The organism is Streptomyces sp. NPDC026092, assembly GCF_040638605.1.
In the GTDB taxonomy this organism is placed as follows: Bacteria; Actinomycetota; Actinomycetes; order Streptomycetales; family Streptomycetaceae; genus Streptomyces.
The window spans coordinates 262,236-285,913 of sequence record NZ_JBEZYN010000009.1; the positions used below are offsets into that span (position 1 = coordinate 262,236).

17 protein-coding genes and 1 pseudogene are annotated in these 23,678 nt (G+C 71.8%); 14 read left to right on the forward strand and 4 right to left on the reverse strand.

Features of this window, described 5'->3' with window-relative positions:
- The first annotated feature begins 3 nt into the window (after positions 1–3).
- The gene (locus tag AB0F56_RS17720; protein WP_362010117.1) at positions 4–3,186 is read left to right on the forward strand and encodes a BTAD domain-containing putative transcriptional regulator; all 3,183 of its coding nucleotides are present in this window, start codon (positions 4–6) and stop codon (positions 3,184–3,186) included.
- On the opposite strand, the gene AB0F56_RS17725 is transcribed toward AB0F56_RS17720, so the two are convergent.
- Positions 3,149–3,934: an ABC transporter ATP-binding protein gene (locus tag AB0F56_RS17725; RefSeq protein ID WP_362010120.1), complete on the reverse strand. Its 786-nt coding sequence runs from the start codon at positions 3,932–3,934 to the stop codon at positions 3,149–3,151. The genes AB0F56_RS17720 and AB0F56_RS17725 overlap by 38 nt on opposite strands.
- A gap of 216 nt (positions 3,935–4,150) precedes the next feature.
- Here AB0F56_RS17725 and AB0F56_RS17730 point away from each other — a divergent pair, with 216 nt between their 5' ends.
- The gene (locus AB0F56_RS17730; protein ID WP_362010123.1) at positions 4,151–5,989 is read left to right on the forward strand and encodes an APC family permease; all 1,839 of its coding nucleotides are present in this window, start codon (positions 4,151–4,153) and stop codon (positions 5,987–5,989) included.
- A 121-nt stretch (positions 5,990–6,110) separates the two neighbouring features.
- Entirely contained in the window at positions 6,111–6,863 is a 753-nt protein-coding gene (locus tag AB0F56_RS17735; protein WP_362010126.1) for a DUF4118 domain-containing protein, read from the forward strand.
- Positions 6,864–6,878: 15 nt separating this feature from the next.
- Here the strand turns inward: AB0F56_RS17735 and AB0F56_RS17740 are convergent, their stop codons facing one another.
- From AB0F56_RS17740 to kdpB (AB0F56_RS17750), 3 genes are all read right to left on the reverse strand, one after another.
- Entirely contained in the window at positions 6,879–7,658 is a 780-nt protein-coding gene (locus AB0F56_RS17740; protein ID WP_362010129.1) for a GNAT family N-acetyltransferase, read from the reverse strand.
- Between the two features lie 205 nt (positions 7,659–7,863).
- Entirely contained in the window at positions 7,864–8,673 is an 810-nt protein-coding gene (locus AB0F56_RS17745; RefSeq protein ID WP_362010132.1) for an SDR family NAD(P)-dependent oxidoreductase, read from the reverse strand.
- A 285-nt stretch (positions 8,674–8,958) separates the two neighbouring features.
- Positions 8,959–11,118: a potassium-transporting ATPase subunit KdpB gene (gene kdpB / locus AB0F56_RS17750; protein ID WP_362010135.1), complete on the reverse strand. Its 2,160-nt coding sequence runs from the start codon at positions 11,116–11,118 to the stop codon at positions 8,959–8,961.
- A 466-nt stretch (positions 11,119–11,584) separates the two neighbouring features.
- On the opposite strand from kdpB (AB0F56_RS17750), the gene AB0F56_RS17755 reads away from it, so the two are divergent.
- The 11 genes and pseudogenes from AB0F56_RS17755 to AB0F56_RS17805 all read left to right on the forward strand — a co-directional run.
- On the forward strand, positions 11,585–13,201 hold the full coding sequence (locus tag AB0F56_RS17755; RefSeq protein ID WP_362010138.1) for a hypothetical protein: 1,617 nt from the start codon (positions 11,585–11,587) through the stop codon (positions 13,199–13,201).
- A 101-nt stretch (positions 13,202–13,302) separates the two neighbouring features.
- Positions 13,303–13,485: a hypothetical protein gene (locus tag AB0F56_RS17760; RefSeq protein ID WP_362010141.1), complete on the forward strand. Its 183-nt coding sequence runs from the start codon at positions 13,303–13,305 to the stop codon at positions 13,483–13,485.
- Positions 13,482–13,571: a K(+)-transporting ATPase subunit F gene (gene kdpF, locus AB0F56_RS17765; protein WP_329853613.1), complete on the forward strand. Its 90-nt coding sequence runs from the start codon at positions 13,482–13,484 to the stop codon at positions 13,569–13,571. The genes AB0F56_RS17760 and kdpF overlap by 4 nt, the downstream gene beginning before the upstream one ends.
- Before the next feature lie 8 nt (positions 13,572–13,579).
- Positions 13,580–15,244: a potassium-transporting ATPase subunit KdpA gene (gene kdpA / locus AB0F56_RS17770; RefSeq protein WP_362010144.1), complete on the forward strand. Its 1,665-nt coding sequence runs from the start codon at positions 13,580–13,582 to the stop codon at positions 15,242–15,244.
- Positions 15,241–17,376 carry a potassium-transporting ATPase subunit KdpB gene (gene kdpB / locus AB0F56_RS17775; RefSeq protein ID WP_362010147.1) on the forward strand — a complete coding sequence of 712 codons (2,136 nt, stop codon included), beginning with the start codon at positions 15,241–15,243 and terminating at the stop codon, positions 17,374–17,376. Before kdpA ends, kdpB (AB0F56_RS17775) begins: the two co-directional genes overlap by 4 nt.
- A gap of 2 nt (positions 17,377–17,378) precedes the next feature.
- Complete coding sequence (locus tag AB0F56_RS17780; RefSeq protein ID WP_362010149.1) at positions 17,379–18,119, forward strand: potassium-transporting ATPase subunit C; 741 nt, start codon at positions 17,379–17,381, stop codon at positions 18,117–18,119.
- Positions 18,120–18,220: 101 nt separating this feature from the next.
- Positions 18,221–18,907: a response regulator gene (locus tag AB0F56_RS17785; RefSeq protein WP_362010151.1), complete on the forward strand. Its 687-nt coding sequence runs from the start codon at positions 18,221–18,223 to the stop codon at positions 18,905–18,907.
- A 40-nt stretch (positions 18,908–18,947) separates the two neighbouring features.
- Positions 18,948–21,488, forward strand: a complete 2,541-nt coding sequence (locus AB0F56_RS17790) for a sensor histidine kinase KdpD (protein ID WP_362010154.1) — start codon at positions 18,948–18,950, stop codon at positions 21,486–21,488.
- A 129-nt stretch (positions 21,489–21,617) separates the two neighbouring features.
- Positions 21,618–21,839 (forward strand): hypothetical protein, encoded by a 222-nt coding sequence (locus AB0F56_RS17795; protein WP_362010155.1) that lies wholly within the window; start codon positions 21,618–21,620, stop codon positions 21,837–21,839.
- A gap of 94 nt (positions 21,840–21,933) precedes the next feature.
- Complete coding sequence (locus AB0F56_RS17800; protein ID WP_362010157.1) at positions 21,934–22,293, forward strand: metalloregulator ArsR/SmtB family transcription factor; 360 nt, start codon at positions 21,934–21,936, stop codon at positions 22,291–22,293.
- An 87-nt stretch (positions 22,294–22,380) separates the two neighbouring features.
- Positions 22,381–23,655: pseudogene (locus tag AB0F56_RS17805) on the forward strand (MFS transporter); the annotation flags it as partial.
- Between the last annotated feature and the right edge of the window lie 23 nt (positions 23,656–23,678).

The following is a 23,678-nucleotide window of genomic DNA, read 5'->3' on the forward strand; positions in this document are numbered from 1 at the left end:
GTCGTGAGAATCGCGCTGCTCGGGCCGGTCGGGGCCACGGCCGACGACGGTTCGGTCGAGGACGGTCCGGCCGTCGACATCGGGGGCGTACGGCTGCGCATGCTGCTGGCCCGGCTCGCGCTGGAGGGCGGCAGGCCCGTCTCCGTCGACGCACTCGTCGACGGCCTGTGGGGGGCCGACTCCCCGGCCGAGGCGCAGAACGCCCTCCAGGCCCTGGTCTCCCGGCTCCGCAAGGCCCTGCGGGGCGCGGCCACCCTGGAGTCCGTGGCCGGCGGCTACCGCCTGTCGGTACGGGACGAGGACGTGGACGCCCACCGCTTCGAGGAGCTGGCCGCGCGCGGCAGGCGCGAACTGGCGGCCGGGCACGTGGACGAGGCCGCGTCGCTGCTCGGTACGGCCCTCGGGCTGTGGCGGGGCCCCGCGCTCGCGGACGTCCTGGACGCCCCCTTCGCCCGCGCCGCCGCCACCCGCCTCGACGACCTGCGCGCCACCGCCGCCGAGGACCGCTTCGATGCCGAACTCCGCCTCGGCCGGTACGCCGAGGTCCTCGCCGACCTCGAAACGGCGGGCATGGAACGCCCGTTGAGTGAACGTGTCGCCGGGCTGCGGATGAAGGCGCTCTCCGCCGCCGGGCGCCAGTCCGACGCGCTCGCGGTGTACGAGCAGATACGCGGTCGCCTCGCCGACGAACTGGGCGTCGACCCGTCGCCCGAGCTCCAGGAGATCCATCTCGCCCTCCTCCGGGGCGAGTTGACGACCCCCACCCGTGCGGAGTCGGTGGCGAGCCGCCTCCCGGCCCGGCTGACGAGCTTCGTCGGTCGTGAGGGGGAACTGGATCGGGTCGCCGGTCTGCTGGACTCGTCCCGGCTCGTCACCGTCGTCGGCTTCGGTGGAGCGGGGAAGACCCGGCTCTCCCTGGAGGCCGCGGCCCGGCACCGGGCCCACGACCGCGGCCGGGTCTGGTTCGCGCCGCTGGCGAGCATCGGCCCCGGGGACCAGCTGGCCGACGCGGTCCTCGGCGCGCTCAGCTCCAAGGACGGCCGCGTCTACGACAGTGGGCAGGGCGCGCGCCTCACCCCCGTCGACCGCCTCGCCGAACTCTTCGAGGGCGGCGAGGCCGTCCTTGTCCTGGACAACTGCGAGCACGTCGTCGAGGCCGCCGCCGAACTGGCCGAGGAACTCCTCGACCGGCTCCCGAGGTTGAGGATCCTCGCCACCAGCCGCGAGGCCCTCGCCATCACCGGCGAGGTGCTCTGCCCGCTCGGCCCGCTCGACCTCCCCGCGACCGCCGACGAGCTCACCGAGTCCGCCGACGCGACCGCCGTCCGGCTCTTCGTGGACCGGGCCGTCGGCGTCCGCCCCGACTTCGTCCTCGACGCCACCACCGTGGGCCCCGTGGTGGAGATCTGCCGCCGCCTCGACGGGATGCCGCTCGCCCTCGAACTGGCCGCCGCCAAACTGCGCTCCATGAACGTGGACCGGATCGCGCGCCGCCTCGACGACCGCTTCCGCCTCCTCACCTCGGGCAGCCGCACCGCGCTGCCCCGGCAGCGCACGCTCCTCGCCCTGGTCGAATGGAGCTGGGACCTCCTCGACGAGCCCGAACGGACCCTGGCCCGGCGGCTGTCGGTCTTCCCGGGCGGTGCCACGGTCGCCGCCCTTGAGGGGGTCTGCGCCGACGAGACCCTGCCCGCCGAGGACGTGGCGTACGTCCTCGACACCCTGGTCGAGAAGTCCCTGGTGACCTGCTCGGGCGAGGACGAGCCCCGGTACCGGATGCTGGAGACCGTACGGGCCTTCGCCGCCGACCGGCTCGTCGCGGACGGGGACGACGTCGGCCTGCCGTTCGCCGACCACTTCCTGGCCCTGGCCGAGGAGCTCGAACCCCTCCTCCGTACCCGCGAACAGCTCCGCGCGATCGCCGGCTTCGACGCTGAGCACGACAACATGGTCGCCGCGCTCCGCGCGGTCCTCGACACCCGGGACGCGGCCCGCGCCGCCCGCTTCGTCAGGGCGCTGTTCTGGTACTGGGGGATCAGGGGCATGACCACCCAGTTCGAGACCTTCCTCGGGGAGGTCCTGAACCTCGGCGACGCGCTCCCCGAGGAGACGCGGACGGCCTTCGGGCTCGTCCGGAGCGCGGCCGGCCCTCCGGACGCCGACGACCCCTTCCTGGAGAAGACCGACGTCGACCGCGCCGAGGTGCTCGGCTTCCACCCGGCGCTGCCGCTGCTGCGGATGTCGCAACTGGCCGGCGACAGCGAGCGGGAACGGGGGCTGCGGCAGTCCCTGAAGTCGCCGGACCCCTGGGTGCGGGCCAGCGCCCACTGGGCCCACGACTTCGTCCTCACCGAGCAGGGCGACCTCGACTCGGGAGCCCACGCACGCGGCGAGGCGCTCCGAGGCTTCGAGGAGGTGGGCGACCGTTGGGGCCTGGTGATGTGCCTGCTCCCGCTCGGCCGGGACCACTCGCTGAAGGCCGAGTTCGGTCCTGCGATCGCCGCCTTCGAACGGGCCGTGGCGATCAGCTCCGAACTGGGAACGGAGGAGCACCTCATGTGGAGCAAGTACCGTCTCTCCCTGGAGCGTTCACGCTCGGGGGACCACGAAGGAGCCCTGCGCGACATCCACTCGGCCCGGCGCCAGGCCAGGGAGCGAGGTCACCGGCGTGCGGAGGCAGGCCTCCTGATCGCGCTCGGTAACGCACATCGGGTGGCCGGCGACCTGGACCACGCCGAGGCGGCCCTGGACCAGCTGGAGGGTCTCGTGCACCGGCTCCCGTACCCCGAGGAGACGAGCCGGGACATCATCGCCGCCGGCAGGATGGCCAACCTGATCGTGCGAGGTGCGGCCGAGGAGGCGCGCGCCCTGCTGCCCCGCGCCGTGCGCGGCTATGTCGCCCGGGGCGACAGCAACGGCCTCACCTGGGTGGTGGAACAGCGCGCCCTGCTGCTCGCCCTGGAGGGGGACCCGGTCGGCGCGGCGGTGGGCCAGGGGATGTCCCGTGTCGTCCGCGGCGCGTTCGACCACGGCGACCCGCAGATGCGGGCCCTGGCCGAACGCCTGACGGCCCAACTCGGCGAGAACGCCTACCGCGAGGCGTTCCAGCGCGGCGTCACCATGCCCCGCCAGGAGGCACTGGCCCTGCTCACCGAGTGCGCGGCACCGCCGGGTACCGGGGCCTGACGGGGCCTGTCCCGGCCGTCAGAGCGGTCACGACCTCCTCCAGGTCCGGCCGGCGAAGGCCCACCTCCTCGGTGCCGATGCCCGCGCGCTCCAGACGGCGTACGAGGGCGGACAGGAGCATCGGATCGGCGGCCGGTGCGGAGAAGAGGCCGGTGTGCCGGTCGTGCGACGGGACGGTGCCGGTCAGCTCGGTCAGGATCCGCCGCACCGCGTCCCCGTCCCCGGCCAGGCTCGGGCGCACCCGCAGCGACGGTTCGCCGAGCCTCCGCTTGAGCTCCTCCGGGGGCCCTTCCGCGACGACCCGGCCGCCGTCCAGGACGGCAACCCGGTCGGCGAGCCCGTCCGCCTCGGCCGGGTGCCGGGTCGTGAACAGGACGGCGGTCCCCTCCGCCGCCCGATGCCGGACGACGTTCCACAGCAGCCCGGCGTCCGGCTCGTCCAGGAGCAGGACCCGGGGGCTTCCGAGCAGGTGGCCGGCCTCCCGACCGCCCGCCGGCCACTCCATGCCCCAGATCAGTTCGCGGACCCGCGCCCCCTCCCGTACGACGTCGTGGCCGCAGACGGTCGCGCGGCCCGCGTCCGGCCGGTCGAGGGCGGCCAGGACGCGCAGGGCCGTGGTCCTGCCCGCTCCCTGCGGGCCGAGCAACGCCACCACCTCGCCGGGCCGCACCGCAAGGTCGAACCCGTCCAGCGCGACCGTGTCTCCGTACCTCCTGACCAGGCCCTCCGCCCGGACGGCGTACGACATCGTCCATCCCCTTCCTTCCGCTCCCCGGCGTTCCCGACGGACCCGCCCCACGATGTCCGGCGCCGCTGACAGCGCGCTGACGGCGCGTTGACGACCGGCGTCGTCAAGAACGCGTACGGACCGGCCAGGAGTGCGTCAAGAGGGCGCAAGGGTGGCCTGAACGCGCCCGCCCGGGGGCCGAACCTGAGCGGACCTGCCACGAAAGGGAAGAGCAAGATGGCCGTCCTGACCACCGAGCCCGGTGCCGCCCCCAGCGCCGAGGAACCCCCCGATACCGGCGCCCGCCACCGGCTGACCGCCGTCACCGGACTCGCCGCGCTCTCGCTCGACGCGATGGCATCGGTGGCCTACGGACCCGAGGCGATCGTCCTCGTCCTCGCGGCGGCCGGCGCCCACGGCCTCGGCTTCACCCTCCCGGTCACGCTCGCCATCGCGGGCCTGCTGGCCGTGCTCGTCGCCTCCTACCGACAGGTCATCCGGGCCTTCCCGGACGGCGGCGGCTCCTACGCGGTGGCCAAGACCCACCTCGGCCGGCGCACCAGCCTCGTCGCCGCCGGCTCGCTCGTCCTGGACTACGTCCTCAACGTCGCCGTCGCGGTCACCGCCGGTGTCGCGGCCCTGACCTCGGCCTTCCCCGAGCTCTACGGCGACCGGCTGTGGATCTGCCTGGTCGTCCTCGTCCTGATCACCGCGGTCAACCTGCGCGGAATCGTCGACTCGGCCCGCGCCTTCATCGCGCCGACCGCCGTCTTCATCGGCGCGATCCTCGTCCTGATCGTCGTCGGCCTCTTCCGTGACGCGCCCGTCTCCACGGCCGCCTCCGCGGGCCACGCCTCCGTCCTCGCCGACAACGCCACCACCGTCGGCGCGCTGCTGCTCCTGAAGGCCTTCGCCTCCGGTTGCTCCGCGCTCACCGGTGTCGAGGCGATCGCCAACGCCGTACCGTCCTTCCGCGCCCCCGCCGCCAAGCGGGCGATGCGCGCGGAGGTCGCCCTCGGTGTCCTCCTCGGCGTCATGCTGATCGGCCTCTCGGTGCTGATCTCCCGCTTCGGTCTCCAGCCGGTCGAGGGCGTCACCGTCCTCGCGCAGCTCGCCGACGCGTCCCTCGGCCACAACTGGGCCTTCTACGTCGTCCAGTTCGCCACCATGATCCTGCTCGCGCTCTCCGCGAACACCTCCTTCGGCGGCCTGCCCGTCCTGCTGAAGCTGCTCGCCCGCGACAACTACCTGCCGCACGTCTTCGGCCTGAAGGCGGACCGCCAGGTCCACCGCCACGGTGTCGTCTGGCTCTCGGTCGTCTCCGCCGCCCTGCTCGTCTTCTCCGGCGGCGACACCAACACCCTCGTCCCGCTCTTCGCGATCGGCGTCTTCGTCGGCTTCACGATCGCCCAGACCGGCATGGTGCTGCACTGGAGCCGCGAACGCGGTGCCGGCTGGGCGGGCAAGGCCTTCCTGAACGGCCTCGGCGCCCTGCTGACCGGTGTCTCCGCCGTCGTCGTCACGGCGACCAAGTTCCACGACGGCGCCTGGCTGATCGTGATCGCGCTGCCGCTGCTCGTCGTCCTCTTCGAGACCGTGCACCGCGCCTACGGCAAGATCGGTGAGCGCCTCGGCGTCGGCCGGATCCCCGAGCCCCCGCACCGCGAGCGTTCGCTGGTCCTCGTCCCGGTCTCCTCCCTGACCCGGCTCACCAGCGAGGCCCTCACCGCCGCCGTCTCCCTCGGCGACGAGGTCCGTGCCGTGACCGTCTGCCACCCGGAGCCGGAGGACCGCGCCGCGACCGAGGCCCTGGAGCGCGACTGGGCGCTGTGGAACCCGGGCGTCGACCTCGTCCGCCTGCCCTCCGAGCGCCGCTCGCTGGGCCGCCCCATCACCGCGTACGTCCGCGAGCTCGCGAAGGCCGAACCGGACACCCGCGTCACGGTCCTCATCCCGGAGGCCGAGCCCGCGCACCTGTGGCAGCGGCTCCTGCAGAACCAGCGGGGCGCGGTCGTCGCCCACGCCGTCCGGCGCGACACCGACGCGGTGATCTGCCGGCTCCGGTTCCGCTGCTGACCCGGCGGGCCCGCCCAGGTCCGCCGTAAGAAATCCGTCAAGGACCCCTCCGCCCGGTGCCGCGTACGCGGCACCGGGCGGAGGCTTGACGTGTACGGAGCCGCGCGTACGGAGGTGCACGATGGCCGTTCCGCTCCGGGACACCGCGGCCGTGGCCGCCGGAGTCCTCGCTCCCTTCGCCGCGGCGCTCGTCCTGGTGCCGCTGCGCGACAGCGTCACGCACACCAACCTGGCGCTGCTGCTCGTCGTCGTGGTCGTCGCCGTGGCGGCCCTCGGCAACCGGATCGCCGGTGCGATCGGGGCCCTGTCGGCCGCCGCCTGGTTCGACTTCTTCCTCACCGCGCCCTACCAGAGCTTCCACATCGAGGACCGGTCCGACATCGAGACCTCGGTCCTGCTCCTGGTCGTCGGCCTCGTCGTCTCGCAACTCGCGGCGCGCGCCAGGACCCTGAAGCGGATCGCCGTCACCGACGCCACCCACCTGGAGCGGCTGCACGGCACGACACGGCTCGCCCGCTTCAGCACCTCCTCCGACGACATCGTCCGCCGGGTGCGCGCCGAACTGACCGACGTACTGGACCTGGGCGCCTGCCGCTTCGAGCAGGGCTCACTGATCGGACGCCCGCCGCGGCTCGACCCGGACGGATCGGTGAAGGTGCAGGGCTGGATCTGGGACCTGGACCGGCAGGGCTGGCCGGAGGGCGAGATCGAACTGCGCGCCGTCGCCCACGGCCGCTACCAGGGTCGCTTCATGATGAGGCCCGCACCCGGCTCCGTACCGCCGTCGCTGGAGTCCCGTCTGGTCGCCCTCGACCTCGCGGCCCAGGCGGCCGCGGCCCTCGCCGAGGACGGCAGGACCGCGACACCGGTGTGACCGCCGGCGCGTGCGTCAGGCCGCCGCGGCGATCTGCGGCACGCGCCCCGCGGAGCCCGCGACATGGTGGACGTACTCGTGGTCGAGCCGGAATCCGGCCGTCCAGGCCAGCAGCCGGCTCGGGCGGTTGTCGCGGGAGCAGCACCAGCTCGCGGTGCGGCCGCGCTCCGCCACATCGGCGACGAGCCGGGTGACGCACGCGAGGGCCAGCCCCTCGCGGCGCGCGTCTGGCGCGGTCGCGCAGGCCAGGTCCTCGTAGCGGCTGCCCAGGAAGCGCGTGCACGCCACGGTGACGATACGGCCCTTGTGGAACGCGGCCCAGGCAAGACCGGAGGAGGCGAGCCCGGCAGGGCCGTCCCAGGTGTCGTGGATCCAGGCCATGGAGGTGTCGAGCGCGGCGAGGGCCGGGGCGTCGTCGGCGGAGAGCCGGCGCACCCGCACCCCGCGCGGCACCGGGGAGGCGGCGACGGGCACGCGGTGGATGTAGAGCATCCGCTCCCAGGGCGTGACGCGGTCGAACGCGCCGCCGAGCAGCGGCAGGAAGCGGTCCGCGGCCTCGACGTAGTGGTCGGCGAGCGGAGCGAGGTCGGCCGGTGTCAGGGCCGTCGGGTCGCCCGCCAGGAGGGCGTGGTCCCCGCAGGAGACGGCGACCGCGCGCGGTCGCTCGGCGCGGTCGGTCCACCAGCGGCCGTGGCCGGTGGCGAGGACGTGCTCCGCGAGCGCGGCCGTCCCGGGGGCACCGGTGGGGAACGCCCGGGCGGGGGCGGGGGGCTGGTGGGACGGGTGCGGGAACACGGAGACCTCCTTCGGGAACGGGACCTGGGGACGGGACGGGGGCGGCCCGTGTAATGGACGGGCCGCCCCCTGGCACTTCAGCGCTGACCGGCCCTGGAGCCGTGGTTCGCCTTCTTCTTGCGGCGTGCCTTCTTCTTGCGGGCGCGCTTGGACATGGAGGGTGTTCCTTTCGGTGGTACGGGGGGTGAAGCTGGTCCTGGAGTCGTCAGGCGGGCTGGCCGACGAGCAGGTCGGCGAGCTTGTTGAGGCGCTTGACCGTGCGCTCCTCGGACGCGCCCGCAGCGGGCTCGACGCGGTGCTCGCGGTCGTAGTAGGCGCCGTTGACGATTTCGACGGCCGGGTCGCAGAGCCGCACGACGTGCGCGGCGCCCTCGGCCGGGGACACGCCTTCGTGGGCGTAGAGCGGCAGCAGGCTGGTGGTGCAGATGCCCGGGTGGACGGAGACGGCGGTGACGCGCGCGTCGGCCGCGAAGACCGTCAGCGCCAGCTGGGACTGCGCGTACGCGGCCAGGCGGGAGTAACGACGGGTGCGGTTGGGGTCGTTCCACTGGATGGAGCCCGTGCGGTGCAGCGAGGAGGAGACGTTCACGACCCGGCCGCCCGGGTCGGTCGTCAGGGCCGGCTCGAGCAGGTGCGTGAGCAGGTAGTGCGCCAGGAAGTTGACCTGGAACGCGATCTCGTTGCCGTCGGGGGTCACGGTGTGCCGCTCGGGGGCCGCCATGCCGGCGTTGTTGACCAGGACGTCGAGGTGCGGGTGCTCGGCCAGCACGCGGGCGGCGAGCTGTTCCACCTCCTCCAGCCGCGTGAAGTCCGCGGAGAACGCGCACAGTCGGGACCCGTCGACGTTGGCCAGCGTGACGAGCCGGTCGGTGGCGGCGTGGGCCTCCTCGGCCGTGCGGCCGTGGACGAGCACGGTCGCACCGCGCTCGGCGAGCAGCCGCGCGGTCTGGTAACCGATGCCGGAAGTGGCACCGGTCACCAGAACGGTGCGGGAGGAAAGGTCGGAAACGGACATGACTGGTCTCAGTCCCTCAAGGGTGAAGAGTGTTCGGGTACGAAGAAGGGGCGCCGGACTGTGAAGTCACGACGCCCCGAGGCAGATGTGGAGACGGTCAGCGGAAGGCTGCGGTCTCCGGACAGCCGAAGGCTGCGGTCTGCGGACAGCGGGGCTCACGACGGGGCGCCTGATGAGGCGGCCGGTCGAGCAGGAGCCATGCGCTGTTCATGGTGTCCATCGAACCCGCGCCGGAGTCCGGGGGCAAGCACGACCCCGTTTCCCTGACGCCCTCCTGACGGAAGTTCACCCCAGGCCGGGGATGGTGGAGACCAGGAGATCGATGACCTTGATGCCCAGGAAGGGCAGGACGAGGCCGCCGAGGCCGTACACGGTGAGGTTGCGCTTCAGCAGGTCGTGGGCGGAGGAGGGGCGGTAACGGACGCCCCGCAGGGCGAGCGGGATCAGCGCCACGATGATGAGGGCGTTGAAGATGATGGCCGAGGTGATCGCCGAGGTGGGGCTGTGCAGCCCCATGATGTTCAGCGCCTCCAGGCCCGGGTACGCGCCGGCGAACATCGCGGGAATGATCGCGAAGTACTTGGCCACGTCGTTGGTGATGGAGAAGGTCGTCAACGCGCCTCGGGTGATGAGGAGCTGCTTGCCGATCTCGACGATCTCGATGAGCTTCGTCGGGTTGGAGTCCAGGTCCACCATGTTCCCGGCCTCCTTGGCGGCCGAGGTACCGGTGTTCATGGCCACGCCGACATCCGCCTGCGCGAGGGCCGGAGCGTCGTTCGTACCGTCGCCGGTCATCGCCACGAGCTTGCCGCCCTCCTGCTCCTTCTTGATGAGGGCGAGCTTGTCCTCGGGGGTGGCCTCCGCGAGATAGTCGTCGACGCCGGCCTCCTGCGCGATGGCGCGCGCGGTCAGCGGATTGTCGCCGGTGATCATGACCGTACGGATGCCCATGCGCCGCAGCTCGGCGAACCGCTCCCTGATCCCGTCCTTGACGACGTCCTTGAGGTGGACGATCCCCAGGACCCGCGGCCCGTCCCAGTCGTGCACGGCCACCAGCAGGGGCGTGCCGCCCGCGTCCGCGATCGCGTCGCTCCAGGTGCGCGCCTCGTCCGGCACCCTGCCGCCGTACATCTCCACCCAGGCGATCACCTGCGCGGCCGCGCCCTTGCGGATGTGGCACGCGGCGCCGTTGTCCCAGCGCAGGTCGATGCCGCTCATCCGGGTCTGCGCGCTGAAGTCCACGAAGCGGGCGTTCGCGAGCTCGCCCTCGGCCGGCGCCCGCAGCCCGTACCGCTCCTTGGCGAGGATCACCACCGACCGCCCCTCGGGCGTCTCGTCGGCGAGCGACGACAGCTGGGCGGCGTCCGCGAGCTTCGCCTCCTCGACCCCGGGCAGCGGTACGAAGGCGGCGGCCTCCCGGTTCCCGAGCGTGATCGTCCCCGTCTTGTCGAGGAGCAGCGTGTTGACGTCACCGGCCGCCTCGACCGCGCGGCCGGACATGGCGATGACGTTGCGCTGCACGAGCCGGTCCATGCCGGCGATGCCGATCGCGGAGAGCAGCGCCCCGATCGTCGTCGGGATCAGCGTCACGAGCAGCGCCACGAGGACGGTCGTGGACGGGGCGGCCTCGGCGTACGCGGCCATCGGCCGCAGGGCCACGACGACCAGGATGAAGACCATGGTCAGCGCGGCGAGCAGGATGTTGAGCGCGATCTCGTTCGGGGTCTTCTGCCGCGAGGCACCTTCGACCAGGGCGATCATCCGGTCCATGAAGGAGTGGCCGGGGCGGGAGGTGACCCGGACCAGGATCCGGTCCGAGAGCACCGTGGTGCCGCCGGTCACGCCGGACCGGTCGCCGCCGGACTCCCGGATCACCGGGGCGGACTCACCGGTGACGGCCGACTCGTCGACGGCGGCGACCCCGTCGACCACCTCGCCGTCGGCCGGGATCATCTCGCCGGCCTCGACGAGGACGAAGTCGAAGAGCTTCAGGTCGCTCGCGGCGACGGCCTCCGTCTCGGTCCGGTCGAGGTCCTCCCCGTACCGCCAGTGCCGCAGCCGCAGCGCCACGGTGTCCGTGCGCGCCTTGCGGAGCGACTCGGCCTGCGCCTTCCCCCGTCCCTCCGCCACCGCCTCGGCGAGGTTCGCGAAGATCACCGTCAGCCAGAGCCAGACGCTGATGACCCAGGTGAAGACCGAGGGGTCGAAGAGCGCGGAGAGGGTGGTCAGGACCGATCCGGCGCCGACCACGAAGAGCACCGGGTTGCGCACCAGGGCCCGGGGGTGCAGCTTGCGCACCGCCTCGGGGAAGCACTTGATCAGCATGACGGGGTCGAGCAGCCCGCTCCCCGCCGAGCGCCGCCGCCCCGGCCGAGGGACCGGGTTGCGAGGCGGGGCCGAGGGGGCGGACGGTGCCGAAGGCGCGTGCGGGGACGCGGGATGCATCGCGGGAGGACCTTCTGATGGGCCCCGGAGCAGCCCGCGCGGCGGACGCCCGGGGGAAGACGGCAGGGAGCGCCGTCGCCCACGGCCTGGGCGGCGCGGGGTCACCCCGGCTCCCATGGTCACGGCCGCGGACGTGCGGCGTCGGTCGCTCCGTGAGGGCACGGGCCACCGGATGGGGTCGGGTGGCGCGTGCCCTCGCGAGCCGGAGACGGTCAGGCCACTGACGTCCCGGTCGGTGAGCGACCGAGACGGGAATCTAGTCGCACGGCAACGCTGCGTACGCGTTCGGGCACCGGAATTGACGGTGCTCTGACGGCCGCTCCGCAGCCGCGACAAGGGCACGTCAAGGCGGGCCGACGGACCGTCAGGAGGCCGTCAAGGAAGGTCATTCCGCGCCAGGAGGGGACGCAGACTCGTCGGCACGGGGGATCGGACGGCTGTCCGATCATGTGAGGTGGGAGGGTGCGTGGCTACCACGACAGGTATCACGCAAGGTCCGGACTCGACGGCCCGGACCGCCACCGCACCGACAGGGACAGCCGGACGACCGGCGGGCCGTCCAGGTCCGCGGCCACGAGGGGGCCGCGGTCCGGACGGCCCCACCGGCGTACCCGGAGACCCCGGCGCCCCGCCCGCCCGGCTCCTCGACCGGGCCGCGGACCGGGTCGCGCGGCGCCTGCGCGCCCTGCGCCGCCGCTACGTCGACAACCTGCCCGCCCGGGTGCGCCTGCTGCGCGGGGCCGTCCTGCTGCTCACGGCCGCCTGCGCCGGGATCCTCCTCGCCGCGGGCCTCTCCGCCGCCGGCACCTGGGACGCCGTCGCCGGCCGGCACGCCCCGCGCACGGTCAGCGCCGCCGATCTGAACCTCGCGCTCAACGACATGGACGCCCAGGCCGTCAACATCCTGCTGTCCAACGGTGACGCAGGGAAGGGCCGGCTGACCGAGTCCTACGACAAGGCGCTGCAGCTCTACGACGAGGCACGCGAGTCCGTCAGCAAGGAGCTGCGCACCCTCGCCGTCGCGGCGGAAGGCGACGAGCGGGCCCAGCGGACCGTCGAGCTGCTCACCCAGGACTTCGCCCGCTACCAGGAGTTTGTCGGGCGCGCCCTGGAGAACGACACCCGCGCCGGCGGCAAGGCGGCCGCCGTCGACGACTACCGCACCGCCTACGGCCTGCTGACCGAGCGGCTGCTGCCCGAGTCCCGCGACCTCGTCGACGCCAACAACACGCAGTTCGAGGACGCCTACGGCGCCGAACGCGAGGACCTGCGGACGGACACCGCGCTGTTACTGGGCGTGGGCGTCGCGCTGCTCACCGTACTCGTCGCGCTCCAGTGGTACCTGGCCCGACGCTTCCACCGGGTCCTCAACCCGGGCATCGTCGGCGCCACCGTCTGCGTCCTGACCGCGCTCGTCCTCGGCGCCCAGGCGCTCACCACGACCTCCGAGGAGCTGAGGGTCGCCCGCCGGGACGCCTTCGACTCCGTCGTCGCCCTCTCGCGCGCCCGCGCCATCGCGTACGACGCCAACGCCGACGAGAGCCGCTACCTCCTGGACAAGGAGAACCGCGCGGTCCACGAGGCGGCCTTCCTGGCGAAGTCGCAGAGCCTTTACGGCGTCGAGGGCGTCAGCACCGTCGGCGGGTACGAGCCCGTGCTCACCGAGACCTGGCAGGCTTACGGCCAGGACCCCGCGGACAAACGGTTCACCGGCGAGTTCCGCCGTGAGCTGGACAACATCACCTTCGCCGGCGAGCGCGCCGCCGCCGAGCGGACCGTCGACGCGTACCTCGTCTACCAGCGCGACGACCGCACCATCCGCTCCCTCGTCGCCGCCGGCCACGAGGCCGAAGCGGTGGCCTTCTGCATCAGCTGGGACCCGGGGGAGTCCAACGCCCACTTCGGCGAGTGGATGGCGGCCCTCGACGACGTCACCGGCATCAACCGCACCGCCTTCGCCCAGGCCGCCTCGGACGGCCGGGGCGCCCTCGCCACCACCCTGCCCTGGGCCGGCCTGGCCCTGCTCGCCGCCGCCGCGCTGACCGTTCTGGGCCTGCGACCGCGCCTCTCCGAGTTCCGCTGACCCCGCCGCCGTCGGGCCCCGTCAAGGGCCCGACGGCCCGCCGGGCGGAGGTGATGTCCCAGCTCAGGGCCCGGCCACGTAGAGGATGCGTAAAGAGCGCGGTGCCGGTCGTCAGGGACGCGTTAACGGCGGCCTTGACGTGGCCGAAAAGCGCTTTGCTCATCCAGTCCGAGAATCCGTTCTTCACTCAGGAGCTCACGATGGCCGACGTGGCCTTCGTCGTCACCACGATCGCGATCTTCGCGCTGGTGGCCTTCATCGCCAAGGGGGTGGCAAAGCTGTGACTGCCGAGAACATCGTCGGTCTGATCGTGGCCGTCGCCCTGCTGGTCTATCTCGTCCTCGCCCTCGTCAAGCCGGAGAGGTTCTGAGTACGGATATGAGCCCCGTTCTTGCTGGTGTCCTCCAGCTCCTCGCGCTGATCGTCGCCCTCGGCCTGGCCTACAAGCCGCTCGGTGACTACATGGCCCGGGTCTACTCCTCCGACAAGCACCTGCGGGTCGAGAAGTGGATCTACAAGGGCATCGGTGCCAACCCGAACACGGAGATGCGCTGGCCCGCCTACCTGCGCGGTGTCCTCGCCTTCTCCGCGGTGAGCGTCCTCTTCCTCTACCTGCTCCAGCGGGTGCAGGGTTCGCTCCCCGGCTCGCTCGGCTTCGCCTCCATCGACCCGGACCAGGCGTTCAACACCGCCGCGTCCTTCGTCGCCAACACCAACTGGCAGTCGTACTACGGCGAGCAGGCCATGGGCCACGTCGTCCAGACCGGCGGCCTCGCGGTGCAGAACTTCGTCTCGGCCGCGGTCGGCATCGCCGTCGCCGTCGCCCTCGTGCGCGGCTTCGCCCGCTCGCGTACCGGTGAACTCGGCAACTTCTGGGCCGACCTGGTCCGTGGCACCATCCGCATCCTGCTCCCGATCTCCATCGTGGGCGCGCTCATCCTGGTCGCCACCGGCGCCATCCAGAACTTCTCCGGCATCCACGAGGTCGGCCAGTTCACGGGCGGCACGCAGCAGTGGAACGGCGGCGCCGTCGCCTCCCAGGAGGTCATCAAGGAGCTGGGCACCAACGGTGGCGGTTACTTCAACGCCAACTCGGCCCACCCCTTCGAGAACCCGAACCCGCTCTCGAACCTCTTCGAGATCTTCCTGATCCTGGTCATCCCCTTCGCGCTGACCCGCACGTTCGGCCGCATGGTCGGCTCGCTCAAGCAGGGCTACGCGATCCTGGCGACGATGGCCACGATCTGGCTCGGCTTCACCGCGCTCATGATGTGGACCGAGTTCCACCACGGCGCTCCGGTGTACGACATCGCCGGCGGCGCGATGGAGGGCAAGGAGACCCGGTTCGGCATCGGCGGCTCGTCGATCTTCGCCGTGGCCACGACCCTCACCTCCACGGGTGCGGTCAACTCCTTCCACTCCTCCTTCACCGGCTTCGGCGGCGGCATCACCATGCTGGGCATGCAGCTCGGCGAGATCGCCCCCGGTGGTGTCGGCTCCGGCCTCTACGGCATGCTGATCATGGCGATCATCGCGGTGTTCATCGCCGGTCTGATGGTCGGTCGCACGCCCGAGTACCTGGGCAAGAAGATCGGCACCCGCGAGATCAAGTTCGCGGCCTGCTACATCCTCGTCACCCCGGCGCTGGTGCTCTGCTTCACCGCCGCGGCGATGGCCCTGGACACCCCGGCCAACTCGATGACCAACAGCGGATCGCACGGATTCTCCGAGATCCTCTACGCGTACACCTCGGGTGCCAACAACAACGGCTCCGCGTTCGCGGGTCTGAACGCCGACACCCAGTGGTTCAACTCGACGATCGGCATCGCGATGCTGCTCGGCCGGTTCCTGCCCATGGTGTTCGTGCTGGCCCTGGCCGGCTCGCTCGCCGAGCAGAAGCCCGTCCCCGCGACGGCCGGCACCCTGCGGACCGAGAAGCCGCTGTTCACCGGTCTTCTGGTCGGCACGATCATGATCATCACCGGTCTGACCTACTTCCCGGCCCTGGCCCTTGGCCCGCTCGCAGAGGGGCTCGCGGCATGAACATCGATGTGAAGAAGCAAGAGGACGCCATGTCCACCGCAACCCCGACGAAGGCGCCGCACGGCGACCTGTCCGGCGGACACAAGCCGGCCGGACGTGTCGGCGGGGGTCTGTTCGACCCCAAGCAGCTGATCAAGTCCTTCCCGGACGCGGTCAAGAAGCTCGACCCGCGCGTGATGATCAAGTCGCCCGTGATGTTCGTGGTCCTGGTCGGCTCGGTGGTCACCACCGTGCTCGCCGTCAAGGACCCGGGCGACTGGTTCGGCTGGGCGATCGCCGCCTGGCTCTGGCTGACCACCATCTTCGCCAACCTGGCGGAGGCCGTGGCCGAGGGCCGCGGCAAGGCGCAGGCCGACACGCTCCGCAAGGCGAAGACCGACACGGTGGCCCGCCGCCTGATCGGCAAGAACGAGGAGCGCGTCCCCGGCACCGAGCTCAAGATCGGTGACCTGGTGGTCTGCGAGGCCGGCGACATCATCCCCGGCGACGGTGACGTCGTCGAAGGTGTCGCGAGCGTCGACGAGTCCGCCATCACCGGCGAGTCGGCCCCGGTCATCCGCGAGTCCGGCGGCGACCGCTCGGCCGTCACCGGCGGTACGAAGGTGCTGTCCGACCGCATCGTCATCAAGATCACGACGAAGCCGGGCGAGACCTTCATCGACCGGATGATCAACCTGGTCGAGGGCGCGGCGCGCCAGAAGACCCCCAACGAGATCGCCCTCAACATCCTGCTGGCGTCCCTCACCATCGTCTTCCTGCTCGCCGTCGTCACGCTGAAGCCGTTCGCGATCTACGCGGGCGCCGACGACCAGACGTCGATGATCGTCCTCACCGCGCTCCTGGTCTGCCTCATCCCGACCACGATCGGCGCACTGCTCTCGGCCATCGGCATCGCCGGTATGGACCGCCTGGTGCAGCGCAACGTCCTCGCCATGTCGGGCCGCGCGGTCGAGGCCGCCGGTGACGTCTCCACGCTGCTCCTGGACAAGACCGGCACCATCACGCTCGGCAACCGCCAGGCTTCCGAGTTCGTCCCGGTCAAGGGCACGACCGAGGCCGAGGTCGCGGACGCCGCGCAGCTCTCCTCGCTGGCCGACGAGACCCCCGAGGGTCGCTCCATCGTGGTCCTCGCCAAGGAGAAGTACGGCCTGCGCGAGCGCCACCAGGGCGAGCTCGACGGCGCCGAGTGGATCGCCTTCACCGCCCAGACCCGTATGTCGGGCGTGGACGTCGACGGCCGCAAGATCCGCAAGGGCGCGACCGGTTCGGTCCTGGCCTGGGTGAAGGAGCGGGGCGGCAGCGTCTCCGACGACGCCCAGAAGCTCAACGACACGATCTCGCAGGCCGGCGGCACGCCGCTGCTGGTCGCGGTGGAGGACGACAAGGGCGCCCGCGTCCTCGGCGTCATCCACCTCAAGGACGTCGTCAAGGAGGGCATGCGGGAGCGGTTCGACGAGCTGCGCCGCATGGGCATCAAGACGGTCATGATCACGGGTGACAACCCGCTGACCGCCAAGGCCATCGCCGAGGAGGCGGGAGTCGACGACTTCCTCGCCGAGGCGACCCCCGAGGACAAGATGGCGCTGATCAAGCGCGAGCAGGCCGGTGGCAAGCTCGTGGCGATGACCGGCGACGGTACGAACGACGCTCCGGCCCTCGCTCAGGCGGATGTCGGCGTGGCCATGAACACCGGTACCTCGGCCGCCAAGGAGGCCGGGAACATGGTGGACCTGGACTCCAACCCGACGAAGCTCATCGAGATCGTCGAGATCGGCAAGCAGCTCCTCATCACCCGAGGCGCGCTCACCACCTTCTCGATCGCCAACGACGTGGCCAAGTACTTCGCGATCATCCCCGCGATGTTCGCCGTGGCCTACCCGTCGCTCGACAAGCTGAACATCATGGATCTGCACTCGCCGCAGTCCGCGATCCTCTCCGCCGTCATCTTCAACGCGCTGATCATCATCGCGCTGGTCCCGCTCGCCCTCAAGGGCGTGCAGTACCGGCCGACGAGCGCGGACAAGATGCTCCGCCGGAACCTCGGGATCTACGGCCTCGGCGGCCTGATCGCCCCGTTCATCGGCATCAAGATCATCGACCTCCTCATCTCCCTCATCCCCGGAATCGGCTGATCATGAACAACTCCGTAGGAAACGCAGGGCGGCTGCTCTGGGCCGGTCTCCGCGCCCTGCTCGTCCTGACCGTGGTGACGGGTGTGCTCTACCCGCTGGTCGTCACGGGCCTGGCTCAGGTGGCGTTCAACAACAAGGCCAACGGCTCCGAGATCAAGAGCGACGGCAAGGTCGTCGGTTCGGAACTCATCGGTCAGAGCTACTACCTGCCGAAGAAGAACCCGGACGACGCCGAGGAGGCCCCGGTCGCGGACCTCAAGTGGTTCCAGCCGCGTCCGTCCAACGGCCTGGGCTCCAACAGCGTCAACACCCAGTACTCGCTGATCCTGTCGGGCGCGACCAACCGTTCCGGTGAGGACGGCGCCGAGCACGACAAGAAGACCGGCAAGGCGTCCTGCAAGCCGATCGACCAGTACACCGAGGACGAGCAGTCGTCGCTGTGCTACCAGGTGCTCTCCGCCAAGGAAGCCGTCGTCAAGGACAACACGGCCGCCGGCTTCACGCCCACGGACATCCCCGCGGACGCCGTCACCTCCTCCGGCTCCGGCCTGGACCCGCACATCTCCCCGGAGTACGCGGAGCTGCAGGTCCACCGGGTCGCCGAGAAGAACGGCCTGGACGTCAAGCAGGTCGAGAAGCTCGTCGCGGACAACACCGACGGCCGGATCCTCGGCTTCATGGGTGAGCCCCGCGTCAACGTCCTGAAGCTCAACATCGCGCTCAAGGAACTGACCAAGGGCTGATGGCCTTATCGCAACAGAGTGGGAGTCGGCGGGTCCCCGGGACGATCCCGGACCCGCCGGCTCCCGTCGCACGTGGACGACAAGAGGAAGGCAGCACGCCGATGACCCGGGTGCTTGTCGTGGAGGACGACGCGCAGCTCGCACGAGCCTTGGTGATCAATCTCCAGGCCCGTCAGTACCTGGTGGACGCGGCACCCGACGGTGCCACCGCCCTCCGGCTGGTGGCCTCGGGACAGCCGGACATGATCCTGCTGGACCTCGGACTGCCCGACATGGACGGCGTCGACGTCATCAGAGCCCTCCGCGGCTGGAGCCGGGCACCGGTCCTGGTCCTCTCCGCCCGCAGCGGCTCCGAGGACAAGATCCGCGCGCTCGACGCGGGCGCGGACGACTACATGACCAAACCCTTCAGCATGGACGAGCTGCTCGCCCGGCTGCGGGCGGCCACCCGCCGTACGGAGGAGGCCCCGGCCCAGCCGAACACCACGCACCTGGTCGCCACCGACGAGTTCACCGTCGACCTGGTGGCGAAGAAGGTCCGCCGTGGCGACCGTGACGTACGGCTCACCCCGACCGAATGGCACCTGCTGGAGATACTGATCTGCAACCCCGGGGTCCTCGTCAGCCAGCGCCGGCTGCTCCAGGAGGTCTGGGGACCCAGTTACGGGGGAAAGACCAACTACCTCCGGGTCTACATGGCCCAGTTGCGACGCAAACTGGAACGAGACCCCTCCCACCCCCGCTATCTGATCACCGAGCCAGGCATGGGCTACCGCTTCGAGGCGTGACCCGGTCCGTCCTCCATCGAAGAAACGGCATCACACCACCATGGGACGCGGAAAGCTCCGTATCTACCTCGGCGCGGCACCGGGCGTCGGCAAGACGTACTCGATGCTCTCCGAGGGGCACCGGCGGGTCGAACGCGGCACGGACTGCGTCGTCGCCTTCGTCGAGCACCACGACCGGCCGCGTACGGAGGTGATGCTGCACGGACTCGAACAGATCCCGCGCCGCACGATCGCCTACCGCGACACCACCTTCACCGAGATGGACGTCGACGCCGTCCTGGCGAGGAAGCCCGCCGTCGCGCTCGTCGACGAACTGCCGCACACCAACGTGCCCGGCTCGCGCAACTCCAAGCGCTGGCAGGACATCGAGGAGCTGCTCGCCGCTGGTATCGACGTCATCTCGACCGTCAACATCCAGCACCTCGAATCGCTGGGCGACGTCGTCGAGTCGATCACCGGCGTACGGCAGAAGGAGACCGTCCCCGACGAGGTCGTGCGGCGGGCGGACCAGATAGAACTGGTCGACATGTCGCCCCAGGCCCTGCGGCGACGCATGGCCCACGGCAACATCTACAAGTCCGACAAGGTCGACGCGGCCCTGTCCAACTACTTCCGCCCCGGCAACCTCACGGCGCTGCGTGAGCTGGCCCTGCTGTGGACCGCCGACCGGGTCGACGAGTACCTCCAGGAGTACCGCACCGAGCACCGGGTCTCGAAGATCTGGGGCTCCCGCGAGCGGATCGTCGTCGGCCTCACCGGCGGCCCCGAGGGGCGTACGCTCATCCGCCGTGCCGCGCGGCTGGCCGAGAAGGGCGCCGGCGGCGAGGTGCTCGCCGTCTACATCGCCCGCAGCGACGGCCTCACGGCCGCCTCGCCCAAGGAACTCGCCGTCCAGCGCACGCTGGTCGAGGACCTCGGCGGCACCTTTCACCACGTCATAGGCGACCACGTCTCCTCCGGACTCCTGGAGTTCGCCCGGGGCGTCAACGCCACCCAGATCGTCCTCGGCGTCAGCCGCAGACGCTCCTGGCAGTACGTGTTCGGGCCCGGCGTCAGCGGCACGGTGGCCCGCGAGTCGGGCCCCGACCTCGACGTCCACATCGTCACCCACGACGAGATGGCGAAGGGGCGTGGCCTGCCTTCCGCCCGCGGCGCGCAGCTCGGCCGCTCCCGGACCCTCTGGGGCTGGTGCACCGGCATCGTGGGCCCCGCCCTGCTCACCCTGCTCCTCGGGATCGCCCCGGACATCGGGCTCGCCAACGACGTCCTGCTCTTCCTCACCCTCACCGTCGCCGCCGCCCTGCTCGGCGGACTCAAGCCGGCCCTCGCCTCGGCGACGGTCGGGTCCCTGCTCCTGAACTACTACTTCACGCCGCCCATCGGCGAACTCACGATCGCCGACCCGAAGAACATCGTCGCCCTCGTGGTCTTCCTGGGCGTGGCGATCTCCGTGGCCTCCGTGGTGGACCTGGCGGCCCGCCGCACCCAGCAGGCCGCACGCTCGCGGGCCGAGGCCCAGACACTGTCCTTCCTGGCCGGGAGCGTGCTGCGCGGCGAGACCAGCCTGGATTCGCTCCTCGAACGGGTCAGGGAGACGTTCGCCATGGAGTCGGTCGCCCTCCTCGAACGCCGTGAGGAGTCCGACCCCTGGTCCTGCGTCGCCTCCGTGGGCACCCGGCAGTGCGAACGGCCCGAGGACGCGGATGTGGACATGCCCATCGGTGACCACCTGGCGCTCGCCCTGACCGGCCGGGTCCTGCCCGCCGAGGACCGGCGCGTGCTCGGCGCCTTCGCTGCCCAGGCCGCGACCGTCCTGGACCGCCAGCGGCTCGTCGGCGAGGCCGAGGAGGCCCGCAAGATGGCCGAGGGCAACAAGATCCGCACCTCGCTCCTCGCGGCCGTCAGCCATGACCTGCGTACCCCGCTGGCCGGCATCAAGGCCTCGGTCACCTCGCTGCGCGCCGACGACATCGAGTGGTCCGAGGAGGACCGCGCGGAGCTCCTCGAAGGCATCGAGGACGGCGCCGACCGCCTCGACCACCTCGTCGGCAACCTGCTGGACGTCTCCCGCCTGGAGACCGGCACCGTCACCGCCGTCATCCGCGAGACCGACCTCGACGAGGTCGTCCCCATGGCGCTCGTCGGGGTGCCGGAGGGCAGCGTGGAGCTCGACATCCCCGAGACGCTGCCGATGGTCGCCGTCGACCGGGGCCTCCTGGAACGGGCCGTCGCCAACATCGTCGAGAACGCCGTCAAGTACAGCCCGACGGACGAGCCGGTCCTGGTGGCCGCCAGCGCCATCGCCGACCGCGTCGAACTGCGTGTGGTGGACCGTGGCCCGGGCGTCCCCGACGAGGCCAAGGACCGGATCTTCGGCGCCTTCCAGCGCTACGGCGACGCCCCGCGCGGCGCCGGCGTCGGCCTGGGCCTGGCTGTGGCCCGCGGCTTCATCGAGGCCATGGGCGGCACGGTCGCCGCCGAGGACACCCCGGGCGGCGGACTGACGATGGCCGTCAGCCTCCGCATGGCCGAGGGCCTGCCGCTGTCCCGCGCGGAACTCCCGGCGGCGACGACCACGTAGGGACCTGTCCGGAGGCGGCGAATGTGCGGGGCAACGCCCGTGCGGCGCCGGTGTGTTGGCGTAACGGCCTCACAGGCCTCACCGCAGGGCCTGTGCCCCCGCGCTTACGCGGGGCATACTGGCAGGACGATGACGAACCGATCCGCGCCCCGGCGCCACCTGTCCACCAGCCCCTTCGCGGCTCCCACCGATCCCGTGATCAAGGACTTCGCCGTCGGTGACCGCGTCTCCCACGATCGCCACGGCCTCGGGAAGGTCATCGGCCAGGAGCCGACGGGTGCGCTGCTCGTCGACTTCGGAGCCAGCCAGGTCCGAGTCCTCAGCCCCTACAAGGGCATGCACAAGCTCTGACGGCCCCCTCTACGGCCCCCGACAGCCTGACGAGAGACCGCCCCGGTGCCCCGAGCACCGGGGCGGCTTTCGTTCCCGTGCATACGATGGGCCCATGTCGCAACGCGAACCCTCCCCAGCTGCGAGCGTGGTGCACCAGCGCACACCGGGCGCCCCCGAGCTCGCGGCGGCGGCGGGGGTGTTCGCGCTCCTCGCGGACCCGACCCGGCTGCACCTTGTCTGGCTCCTGTCGCGCGGGGAGTCTGACGTCACCGCCCTCGCGGAGGCCTGCGGCGCGGCCCGCCCGGCCGTGAGCCAGCACCTGGCCAAGCTGCGGCTCAGCGGGCTGGTCCAGCACCGGAAGGACGGCCGCCGCGTCGTCTACACGCTGCCCGACGGCCATATGCGGCGCCTCGTGGTCGAGGCGATCAGCCACGCCGACCACCAGGTGACCGGAGAGCCCTGGCACGACTGAACCACGGCTTCTCGTCCACGTGTGCGCAAGCATGCACATGTTCGCTACGGTGGTCACGACCCCCGGAGCCGAACGAGGGCGGGCCCCATGCTGTCCGTGCTGCGTCACCGCACCTACCGTCGCCTCTTCACCGCGCAGCTCGTCGCCCTGGCCGGCACCGGGCTCGCGACCGTCGCCCTAGCCCTCCTCGCGTACGACCTCGCGGGCGCCGACGCCACCGCCGTCCTCGGGACCGCGCTCGCGGTCAAGATGGTCGCCTACGTCACCGTCGCGCCCCTGGCCGGCGCCCTCGCGGGCCGGATACCCCGCCGGGCGCTGCTCGTCGCCATGGACCTCACGCGGGCCGCGGCCGCCCTCGCCCTGCCCTTCGTCACCGAGGTCTGGCAGATCTACGTCCTGATCGTGCTGCTCCAGGCCGCCTCCGCCGCCTTCACCCCGACCTTCCAGGCGACCGTCCCCGACGTCCTGCCCGACGAGCGCGACTACACCCGCGCCCTCGCCCTCTCCCGCCTCGCGTACGACCTGGAGAACCTCTTCAGCCCCGCGCTCGCGGCCGCGCTGCTCACGGTCCTCCCGGCCGGCCTGCTCTTCACCGGCACCGCCGTCGGCTTCCTCGCCTCCGCCGCCCTCGTCGCCTCCGTCCTCCTGCCCGCCCCGGTACCCGTGTCCGCCTCCGACTCCGCCCCGGCCGGGCGGACCGGTGGCATCCGGCTCGTCCTCGCCACCCCGCGCCTGCGCGCCCTCCTCGCGCTCGACCTGGTCGTCGCCGCCGGCGGCGCGATGGTCCTCGTCACCACCGTCGTCCTGGTCCGCGAGGTCCTCGGCCGCCCGGCCGGCGACGTCACGCTCGCCCTCGGCGCGTACGGAGCGGGCTCCATGGCCGTCGCCCTGCTGCTGCCCCGCGCCCTGGAACGGGTCGGCGACCGCAGCGTGATGCTCCCCGCCGCCTTCGTGACGGCCGGAGTCCTGCTCCTCCTCCCGGCGGCCGGGGCGGCCTCCCCAGGTCTCCTCGGCCCGTGGGCATGGCCCGGCCTGCTCACCGCCTGGCTGCTGCTCGGGGCCGCCTCCTCGGCCGTCCTCACGCCCGGAGGGCGGCTGCTGCGGCGCTCGGCGGGCAGCGCGGACCTGCCCGCCGTCTTCGCCGCCCGGTTCTCCCTCGCCCACGGCTGCTGGCTGCTGACCTACCCCCTCGCGGGGTGGACGGCCGCGCGCGCCGGCCTCGCGGTCGCCGCCGGCGCGCTCGGCCTCCTCGCCCTCGGCGCGGCCTTCTCCGCCCTACGGCTCTGGCCGCGCGAGGACCCGGAGGCCCTGGAGCACCGCCATCCCGAGCTGGCCGTCGACCATCCGCACCTGGCCGGCGCGGACGGCCCCTGTCACGTGCACGA

Coding starts and splice junctions, on each gene's coding strand:
- AB0F56_RS17745 (WP_362010132.1), bottom strand. CDS start 8,673: ATGTCCGTTTCCGACCTTTCCTCCCGCACCGTTCTGGTGACCGGTGCC.
- AB0F56_RS17800 (WP_362010157.1), top strand. CDS start 21,934: ATGTCGCAACGCGAACCCTCCCCAGCTGCGAGCGTGGTGCACCAGCGC.
- kdpB (WP_362010147.1), top strand. CDS start 15,241: ATGAACATCGATGTGAAGAAGCAAGAGGACGCCATGTCCACCGCAACC.
- AB0F56_RS17725 (WP_362010120.1), bottom strand. CDS start 3,934: ATGTCGTACGCCGTCCGGGCGGAGGGCCTGGTCAGGAGGTACGGAGAC.
- AB0F56_RS17730 (WP_362010123.1), top strand. CDS start 4,151: ATGGCCGTCCTGACCACCGAGCCCGGTGCCGCCCCCAGCGCCGAGGAA.
- kdpA (WP_362010144.1), top strand. CDS start 13,580: ATGAGCCCCGTTCTTGCTGGTGTCCTCCAGCTCCTCGCGCTGATCGTC.
- AB0F56_RS17790 (WP_362010154.1), top strand. CDS start 18,948: ATGGGACGCGGAAAGCTCCGTATCTACCTCGGCGCGGCACCGGGCGTC.
- AB0F56_RS17785 (WP_362010151.1), top strand. CDS start 18,221: ATGACCCGGGTGCTTGTCGTGGAGGACGACGCGCAGCTCGCACGAGCC.
- AB0F56_RS17780 (WP_362010149.1), top strand. CDS start 17,379: ATGAACAACTCCGTAGGAAACGCAGGGCGGCTGCTCTGGGCCGGTCTC.
- kdpB (WP_362010135.1), bottom strand. CDS start 11,118: ATGCATCCCGCGTCCCCGCACGCGCCTTCGGCACCGTCCGCCCCCTCG.
- AB0F56_RS17795 (WP_362010155.1), top strand. CDS start 21,618: ATGACGAACCGATCCGCGCCCCGGCGCCACCTGTCCACCAGCCCCTTC.
- AB0F56_RS17735 (WP_362010126.1), top strand. CDS start 6,111: ATGGCCGTTCCGCTCCGGGACACCGCGGCCGTGGCCGCCGGAGTCCTC.